Genomic DNA, 7,228 nt, shown 5'->3' on the forward strand with positions numbered 1-7,228 from the left:
CCATTGGGGTCTTCCAAATCCATGTGAGTTCTTCCTCTACTTAAACTACGGTCGCGATATGAAACCGATTAGATGATAGACATACCGTGTGGGGGTGATTTCTCCCCCGTCCTGCTGGAAATGTTTAACCACCCATATCCAACTTTGGTGGTAACTCTAAATCCTACGGTCACACGATCCTTTCGGGAGTGACTTTCGTATCCTTTCCCCTGCACCAATCCAGAGTTCCGTTGCGGTTCGTTGTCCCACGATAAACGGAGGTTATATTAACAGACCTACCCAAGTCATTTTGGTGTTGTCAGTTCTATTTAGACAAACGTATCCCTTGAAAGTCCCAATTATGAGAAAATAGTGAAAATAACAATTATATTACAATAATATCAATGAGTTAGACATATTGTTAGTCACATTTTGATGTCCCGAATTGGAACGTTACACCACAGTTACCAAGTGGGAGTTACAAACCCGTCGAGACTATGGGATTTCCGCAATAGGAGGGTCTAATGGAACGATTGATATCAAGGATATTCGATAGGGTTTGAATTTGTTGTATTGAGTCAGAGAATTGGAAAAAAATAAGCAATATCAATGACTTACGGTAGTTACAAAGAAATTACGAAGTCTAAAAATGTCCAATGAATTCAATTATTTGCGAGTATAAAACAATAGAGTGGGAATAGGGCTGATCGTTGTCGCTGCCGGCGCGGCGGATCCAGGCCACCGGCAGGCACCAGATCAGTTCCTGACCGGCCGCCAGAAAGCGAGGCTGGCAATCCGGCCAGGCGCCGGAACGCAGCAGCAGTGCCCGGCCGTCGCTGAAGCCGAGCACGGTGTCGGCGCGCCCTGCCAGGCATTGGCTGTCGGGTTCGCGGCAATGGCCGATCAAGAGATCGCCGGGGTAATAAACCGGCATCAGGTCGGCGCTATCGACGCGCACGGCGGCCGGTCCGCCGGCCGGGCGGCGTCCCGCCGCGAAGATGAGGCCGCCAACGCCGAGGCTGGCAATCAGCGGAAGCGGGCCGCTTTACACGACACCGTAGGCCAGCCAGGCCGCCGTCACGCTCAGCGCTTGGGCCAGGGTCTGCAAGTGCCGGGGCCGAGGCCCGGCGCGATCGCTTTCCCAACCGGCGACGCTGGACTGATCGACGCCGATGGCCCGGCCTAGGACACGTTGGCTCATTTCGAGACGCTTTCGGGCCTGTTTTATGCGCGTTCCAAGGGTCATACCCCTCTATGCGCAAGCGGCGTGCCGGTTTGGCTGGTGCTGCCGCCCGGTACTATTTAGGTGCGGCGGCGGCGCCGCGGGGCGACATGGTAATGCTGACCTCGGTGCCCTGCAGCTTGGAGCTGGAGATCTGGATGGTGGCCACGCGCTCGTCGCGCTGATAGGTCAGCACGCTGATTTCGGCCCGCACCGTGGTCACCTCGGCCCAATCGAAGTTGGGCATCTCGGACTTGTAGAATTCATAAAGAGCCGTGGCGCTTTGTTGCGCCACCTCGATGTAGACTCGGCCTGTCCAGGCATCCTGCGAGCCCAGGATGAGGGTGCGCGCCATGTTCATCTTGGCCTGTTTCGGGATGGGAATGTCGGTGAACTGGGCGAATGGCTCCTTGGCCTCGGCGCCTTCGGCCGGGGCCTGGCTCATGCTGGGCGTGACGTTGGCGGTCTCGACGCAGGCGGCCACCAGCCAAGCCAGTAGGAAAGCCGCGAAAGTTCTCAGCGTGCCGTTCATGGAATCCCTCCGTGCGCCATAATGGCACGTCAGAGCGATAGGCCCAACAAAGAAGAGCCGCCAAGGCCCACAGGGGACGGACGGCTCTTCCAGACTTCGTCTCTGTCAGCGGCGACCGCCACACCTGCAGTAATGACGATCGGCCGGATCCCCGCAGTGGGCTGCGGAGAGCTTTTCGTGACCGCCTTGCGGCCCCGTCGGGTGGCGGCAGGCTGCCGCCCTCTTCTCGTATATGGCCATCTGAATGACCGTCTTCAATATAGCCGATTTGGGCTTTCGAGGCAATCGCTTCGGGGCCTTGGTCCGGGGTTTCGAGCTGCGACAATCTGTCCCGTTGTCAGGACCGGGATGGCCCACATGTTGAGGGTAACTACAATTTGCCGCCGAACACTCTCATGGCCAATGCCTTTGCCGATCTCAGTCGCGAACACCTGGCCATCGCCAGCCTGACCGACGTGCTGGAACGCCACTTCGGCAGCGGCGCCCGGGGCTATCACGAGCTGCCCTCGGTGGGCCGGCTGATGGCCTGCCTGTTTCACTGCCCGAGCAAAGGTCACGAACTCAGGGAGCAGGCGCTCGGCAATGCCCTGGCTGAGGCCAGCGCCGCGGCCCGGCCGCTGCTCGAGGTGGTGGCCCGCGAGCACGCCGCGGTGGCGGGAAGCGCCGCCGAGCTCAATGCCCTGGTAGCCGCGGCGGCGCGCGGCGATGCCGTTGCCTGCATTGCCCTTCCGGGCATGGTGCTGGCCCATATCGGCCTCTTGCGTCGCCACATCGAGCGCGAGGAGGGGGAGCTCTTCCCGCTGGCCCTCGAGGTGCTTGGCGAGGCCGCCATCGCCGAGCTCCTGGCGGCGCTCGAAGAGAGCGCTGCGGCAGCTGACGGCGCGCTGCCCTGCTGCCTCAACCCGGAACTTCCCGACGTCATGGTGGCCGCCGCTTGAGCATTAACCTGAAACCCCGATCGGTGTTTGCTCTTGCTCTCGCGAGAAGCTATTTTAGCGGCCCTTTGGGCGGCTGCTGGAGGAACTTTTGGCCGACGTATTTCGGGAAGTCGACGAGGAATTACGCCAGGAACACTATGCCAAGCTGTGGCAGAAGTATGGCCGTTACGTCATCGTTCTGGCGCTTTTGATCGTCGTCGGTACGGCCGCCAACGTGGGTTGGCGCGAATACGTGCGCGCCGCCCGCGAGGCCGACGGGGCCCGCTTCGCCACCGCCCTCGAGCTTTTCGCGGCCGGCAAACCGAGCCAGGCGGCGAACGCCTTTGCCGGCCTGGTCAGCGACGGCGGCGACGGCTATCCCACCCTGGCGGCGCTGCAGCAGGCTGCGGCCCTGGCGGCCGGCGGTGATCGCCGGGGCGCCATCGCCATCTACGACGGCCTGGCCCAAACGGCCGAGGGCGAGCTGTTGCAGGGTCTGGCCCGGCTGCTGGGCGCGCTGAGCGCGCTCGACGGCGCCGCCGAGGGCGAGGTCGAGCGGCGCCTCGAGCCGCTGCTTGGCGGCCAAGGCCCGTGGCGCCACTCGGCCCGCGAGGTGGCAGCCCTGGCGGCCCAGCAGGGCGGCAGGCTGGACGCGGCCAGGAAATTGTTCACCGAACTTGCCGACGACGCCACTGCGCCGGCCGGCATTCGCGCCCGGGCCGCCGAAATGCTGGCGGCGCTGGGCGGTGCTTCGTGACGGCCCTGCCGCCACAGGGACCACAGGGACCACAGCGGCTGCGGCTGCTGTTGCCGGCGGCTCTGGCTGTGCTTTCTGTGGCCCTGGCGGCGGTTCTCCCGGCCTGCGATGCAATGCCCGACTGGCTGGGTAGCGTCGAAAAACCGCCGCTCCCGGGCGAGCGCATCTCGGTCATCGCACTCCAGCGTACCCTGGTGCCCGATCCCGACATCGCCGATCTCGACGTGCGTCTGCCCAAGCCCTACGCCAATGCCGATTGGCCCCAGGACGGCGGTGATCCCAGCCATGCCATGCACCATCTGGCGGCCGGCGAGAACGTCGGTGAATTGTGGCGCCAAGATGCCGGCGCCGGTTCCGACGATCTGCGCCGTCTGCTGGCCTCGCCCGTGGTGGCCAAGGGGATGGTCTTCGTGTTCGATGCCGAAGGCCGGGTCAGCGCCTTCGATGCCGCCAACGGCAGGCCCAGCTGGAGCTACAGCGTGGTGCCCAGGGGCGAGGAGGAAGGCGCCATCGGCGGCGGCCTGGCGGTCGATTCGGGCATTCTCTACATTGCCTCGGGCTATGGCGAGGTGATCGCGCTGGAGGCCGCGACGGGAGCCGAATTTTGGCGCCACCGCATCGGCGTGCCGCTGCGCGGAGCTCCTACCGTCAGCGCCGGCCGGGTCTTCGTCATCAGCCACGACAACCAGTTGTGGGCGCTGTCGGCGATCGACGGAAGCCGGCAATGGAGCCACGTCGGCATCGCCGAAAACGCCGGCCTCCTGGGTGCCTCGAGCCCGGCCGTGCAGGGCGACCTGGTGGTGGCGCCCTATTCCTCGGGCGAGCTCTTTGCACTGAGGGTGGAGAACGGCCGCATCGCTTGGGCCGATGCCTTGACCCGGGCCGGGCGCATGACGGCACTGGCCGAGCTCAGCGATATCAACGGCCGGCCGGTCATAGACCGCGGCCGGGTCTATGCCGTCAGCCATGCCGGGCGCATGGTGGCCATTGATCTGCGCAGCGGCGGCCGCGTCTGGGAGCAGGAGATCGCTAGCGTGCAGTCACCCTGGGTGGCCGGCGATTTTCTCTTCATCGTCTCCCTGGAAGGCCAGGTGGTCTGCCTCTCGCGCCTCGACGGCCGGGTGCGCTGGGTGCGCCAGTTGGCGCGCTACGAGGATGAGGATGAGCGCGTGCCCATCCGCTGGAGCGGCCCGCTGCTGGTCGGCGACCGCCTGGTGGTAACGTCGTCGGCCGGCAGCGCCGTGGCGGTGTCGCCCTATACCGGGCTGGTGCTGGGTTCGCTGCAAATGTCGGTACCGGTTTCGATCCCCCCGGTGGTGGCGGGCGGCACGCTGTTTTTCCTCACCGACGACGCCACTCTGATCGCCTATCGTTAGGGAGTGGCGGCTCGGCGCCGCGCGGGTAAGTCCCTCACCATGACCCTCACAGTGGCCATCATCGGCCGTCCCAACGTCGGCAAGTCGACGCTTTATAACCGGCTGGTCGGGCGGCGTCAGGCGCTGGTCCACGACACCCCGGGCGTCACTCGGGACAGGCGCGAGGGCAAGGGCCGGCTGGCGGCGTTGAGCTTTCGGGTTATCGACACCGCCGGTCTGGAGGAGGGCGAGGACGAAAGCCTGGAAGGGCGCATGTGGCGCCAGACCGAGGCGGCGCTCGAGGAGGCCGATGTGGCGTTGCTGCTGATCGACGCCCGGGCCGGTGTGACGCCCATCGACGAGCACTTCGCCCAGCGCCTGCGCCGCCGCGGCGACAGCGTGTTGACGCTGGCCAACAAGTGCGAGGGCCAGGCCGCCGAAGCGGGATATTACGAGGCCTTCGCGCTGGGCCTGGGCGAGCCCATCGCCATCTCGGCCGAGCACGGCGAAGGGCTGACCGAGCTCCACGACGCTCTGGCCGCCCTGCAGGACGGGGCCGCCGGATCCGAGAGCGCCGGCCAAGCGCCCGACGACGACGAGAACCAATCCGCCCTGACGCTCGCCGTGGTGGGCCGGCCCAACGTCGGCAAGTCGACGCTGATCAACCAACTCATCGGCGCCCAGCGGCTGCTCACCGGGCCCGAGGCCGGCATCACCCGCGACGCCATCGCCGTGACCTGGGAAAGTGCCGGCCGTACCATCGAGCTGGTCGACACCGCCGGTCTCAGGCGCAAGGCCCGGGTGCAGGAAAAACTCGAGCAGATGTCGACCGCCGATACCGTACGCGCCATCCGCATGGCCCAGGTCGTGGTGCTGGTGATCGACGCTTGCCAGGGCCTGGAAAAGCAGGACCTGACGATTGCCGACCTGACGGTGCGGGAGGGCCGGGTGCTGGTGCTGGCGCTCAACAAGTGGGACCTGGTGGCGGACCGCGCGGCGGCCCGCCGGGCGCTCGATGAGCGCCTGGAGATTTCTTTGCCCCAGGTGCGGGGCTTGCCGGTGGTGGCGCTGTCGGCGCTGACCGGCGAGCGCCTCGAGCGCCTGATGCCGGCCGTCAACGCCGCTTACGAAGTGTGGAACAGACGCGTACCGACGGGCGAGCTCAACCGCTGGCTGGCCGAGGCGCAGCAGCGCCACCCGCCGCCGGCCCAGCGCGGCCGCCGCCTCAGGCTGCGCTATATGACCCAGGTCAAAGCCCGGCCGCCGACCTTCGTGCTGTTTACCGGCCGGCCCCAGGCCTTGCCCGAATCCTACAGCCGTTATCTGGTCAACGATCTGCGCCAGGTCTTCGGCTTTGCCGGCAGCCCCATCCGCCTCAACCTACGCAAGGGCCGCAACCCCTACGTTTCCAAGGGCTAGGGGATTCGAATCTGCAGCCGTGCCGCTTAGAAATTCTCCACCCAGGGCCTGAGCTCGACCTCCCAGGTCCAGGCGCTGCGCTGCTGGCGGTGGATGTGGAGATAGCTCCGGGCGATTTCGTCGGGGTGCAGCAGGTCGTCGTCGCCGCGCCCGGCGGCGCGGGGGTCGTCGGCCCGGCCGATACCGCCGTCGATGACGAAGTGGGCGACGTGAATGTTTTGCGGCGCCAGTTCGCGGGCCATGCTCTGGGCCAGGCCGCGCAGCCCGAACTTGCCCATGGCGAAGGGCGCCGACTGGGCATAGCCCTTGACCGAGGCCGAGGCGCCGGTGAACAGGATGGTGCCCGAGCCCCGCCCCAGCATGCCCCGGGCCGCCTCTTGGCCGACCAGGAAGCCGGCGTAGCAGCTGATCATGAGGGTCTTCTCGACCTCGCCCGGGTCGAGCTCGATGAAGGGGCCGCGGGTGCGGTAGCCGGCGTTATAGACCACCACGTCGGGGATACCGGTATCGCTTTCGATAGCGCCAAAGAGGGCGTGCACCTGGTCGGGCTGGCCGGCATCGCAGGCCCGGCACGTGGCGCCGGTTTCGGCTGCCAGGTTCGCCAGCTTGTCGACGTTCCGCGAGGCCAGGGTGAGCGCCATGCCTTCGGCGGCAAAGAGCCTCGCCAGCGAGGCGCTGAGACCGGGGCCGCTACCGACGATGAGGGCTGTTTCCCGTGCCGCCATGATTTCTCTCCTGCTCGCTTCCTTCTGCCGGGCGGCCTGGATCTGTACGGAAGTCGCCTAGCCGAAACTTTGCACCAGACTCGACGTGATCAGGTGCCAGCCGTCCACCAGCACGAAAAAGACCAGCTTGAACGGTAACGAGATCATGATCGGTGGCAGCATCATCATGCCCATCTGACCTGCCCCAAGGTTTGTACCATATCCTATGTTAGTCTGTTTGCCATCCGTTCTGAGGCCCGGTTCGGCCGCAGCCCATCAACAGCGAAGGCCGGAACGGGCCGGTGGTGCAGAATAGTCTCCGGCGCCGGTGGCCTGTAGCCGA

The 7,228-nt window shown here is 65.4% G+C and carries 8 protein-coding genes and 1 pseudogene; 4 read left to right on the forward strand and 5 right to left on the reverse strand.

Translation table 11 applies throughout. From position 1 onward, the window contains the following. Positions 1-622 precede the first annotated feature (622 nt). From QGG75_14240 to QGG75_14250, 3 genes are all read right to left on the reverse strand, one after another. Positions 623-937, reverse strand: a complete 315-nt coding sequence (locus QGG75_14240) for a hypothetical protein (protein MDP6068393.1) — start codon at positions 935-937, stop codon at positions 623-625. An 87-nt stretch (positions 938-1,024) separates the two neighbouring features. Continuing rightward, positions 1,025-1,225, reverse strand: a complete 201-nt coding sequence (locus QGG75_14245; protein MDP6068394.1) for a helix-turn-helix domain-containing protein — start codon at positions 1,223-1,225, stop codon at positions 1,025-1,027. 52 nt (positions 1,226-1,277) lie between these two features. Then, positions 1,278-1,733 carry a hypothetical protein gene (locus tag QGG75_14250; GenBank protein ID MDP6068395.1) on the reverse strand — a complete coding sequence of 152 codons (456 nt, stop codon included), beginning with the start codon at positions 1,731-1,733 and terminating at the stop codon, positions 1,278-1,280. 395 nt (positions 1,734-2,128) lie between these two features. Here QGG75_14250 and QGG75_14255 point away from each other — a divergent pair, with 395 nt between their 5' ends. From QGG75_14255 to der, 4 genes are all read left to right on the forward strand, one after another. Further along, the gene (locus QGG75_14255) at positions 2,129-2,671 is read left to right on the forward strand and encodes a hemerythrin domain-containing protein (protein MDP6068396.1); all 543 of its coding nucleotides are present in this window, start codon (positions 2,129-2,131) and stop codon (positions 2,669-2,671) included. 88 nt (positions 2,672-2,759) lie between these two features. After that, positions 2,760-3,407 (forward strand): tetratricopeptide repeat protein, encoded by a 648-nt coding sequence (locus tag QGG75_14260; protein MDP6068397.1) that lies wholly within the window; start codon positions 2,760-2,762, stop codon positions 3,405-3,407. 113 nt (positions 3,408-3,520) lie between these two features. Next, positions 3,521-4,783 carry a PQQ-binding-like beta-propeller repeat protein gene (locus QGG75_14265; GenBank protein ID MDP6068398.1) on the forward strand — a complete coding sequence of 421 codons (1,263 nt, stop codon included), beginning with the start codon at positions 3,521-3,523 and terminating at the stop codon, positions 4,781-4,783. Positions 4,784-4,822: 39 nt separating this feature from the next. Beyond that, the gene (gene der, locus QGG75_14270) at positions 4,823-6,181 is read left to right on the forward strand and encodes a ribosome biogenesis GTPase Der (GenBank protein ID MDP6068399.1); all 1,359 of its coding nucleotides are present in this window, start codon (positions 4,823-4,825) and stop codon (positions 6,179-6,181) included. A gap of 26 nt (positions 6,182-6,207) precedes the next feature. On the opposite strand, the gene QGG75_14275 is transcribed toward der, so the two are convergent. Together QGG75_14275 and QGG75_14280 are read right to left on the reverse strand one after the other, a co-directional pair. After that, positions 6,208-6,906 (reverse strand): SDR family NAD(P)-dependent oxidoreductase, encoded by a 699-nt coding sequence (locus tag QGG75_14275; protein MDP6068400.1) that lies wholly within the window; start codon positions 6,904-6,906, stop codon positions 6,208-6,210. A 57-nt stretch (positions 6,907-6,963) separates the two neighbouring features. Then, positions 6,964-7,080 (reverse strand): annotated as a pseudogene (locus tag QGG75_14280) (flagellar biosynthetic protein FliP). Positions 7,081-7,228 lie beyond the last annotated feature (148 nt).

The sequence above is a fragment of the Alphaproteobacteria bacterium genome, from assembly GCA_030740435.1.
Taxonomy (GTDB): Bacteria; Pseudomonadota; Alphaproteobacteria; order UBA2966; family UBA2966.

Excerpts from the sequence above, each read along its gene's own strand:
- QGG75_14265 (MDP6068398.1), top strand. The coding sequence starts at position 3,521 with ATGCCCGACTGGCTGGGTAGCGTCGAAAAACCGCCGCTCCCGGGCGAG.
- QGG75_14250 (MDP6068395.1), bottom strand. The coding sequence starts at position 1,733 with ATGAACGGCACGCTGAGAACTTTCGCGGCTTTCCTACTGGCTTGGCTG.
- QGG75_14275 (MDP6068400.1), bottom strand. The coding sequence starts at position 6,906 with ATGGCGGCACGGGAAACAGCCCTCATCGTCGGTAGCGGCCCCGGTCTC.
- der (MDP6068399.1), top strand. The coding sequence starts at position 4,823 with ATGACCCTCACAGTGGCCATCATCGGCCGTCCCAACGTCGGCAAGTCG.
- QGG75_14255 (MDP6068396.1), top strand. The coding sequence starts at position 2,129 with ATGGCCAATGCCTTTGCCGATCTCAGTCGCGAACACCTGGCCATCGCC.
- QGG75_14245 (MDP6068394.1), bottom strand. The coding sequence starts at position 1,225 with ATGACCCTTGGAACGCGCATAAAACAGGCCCGAAAGCGTCTCGAAATG.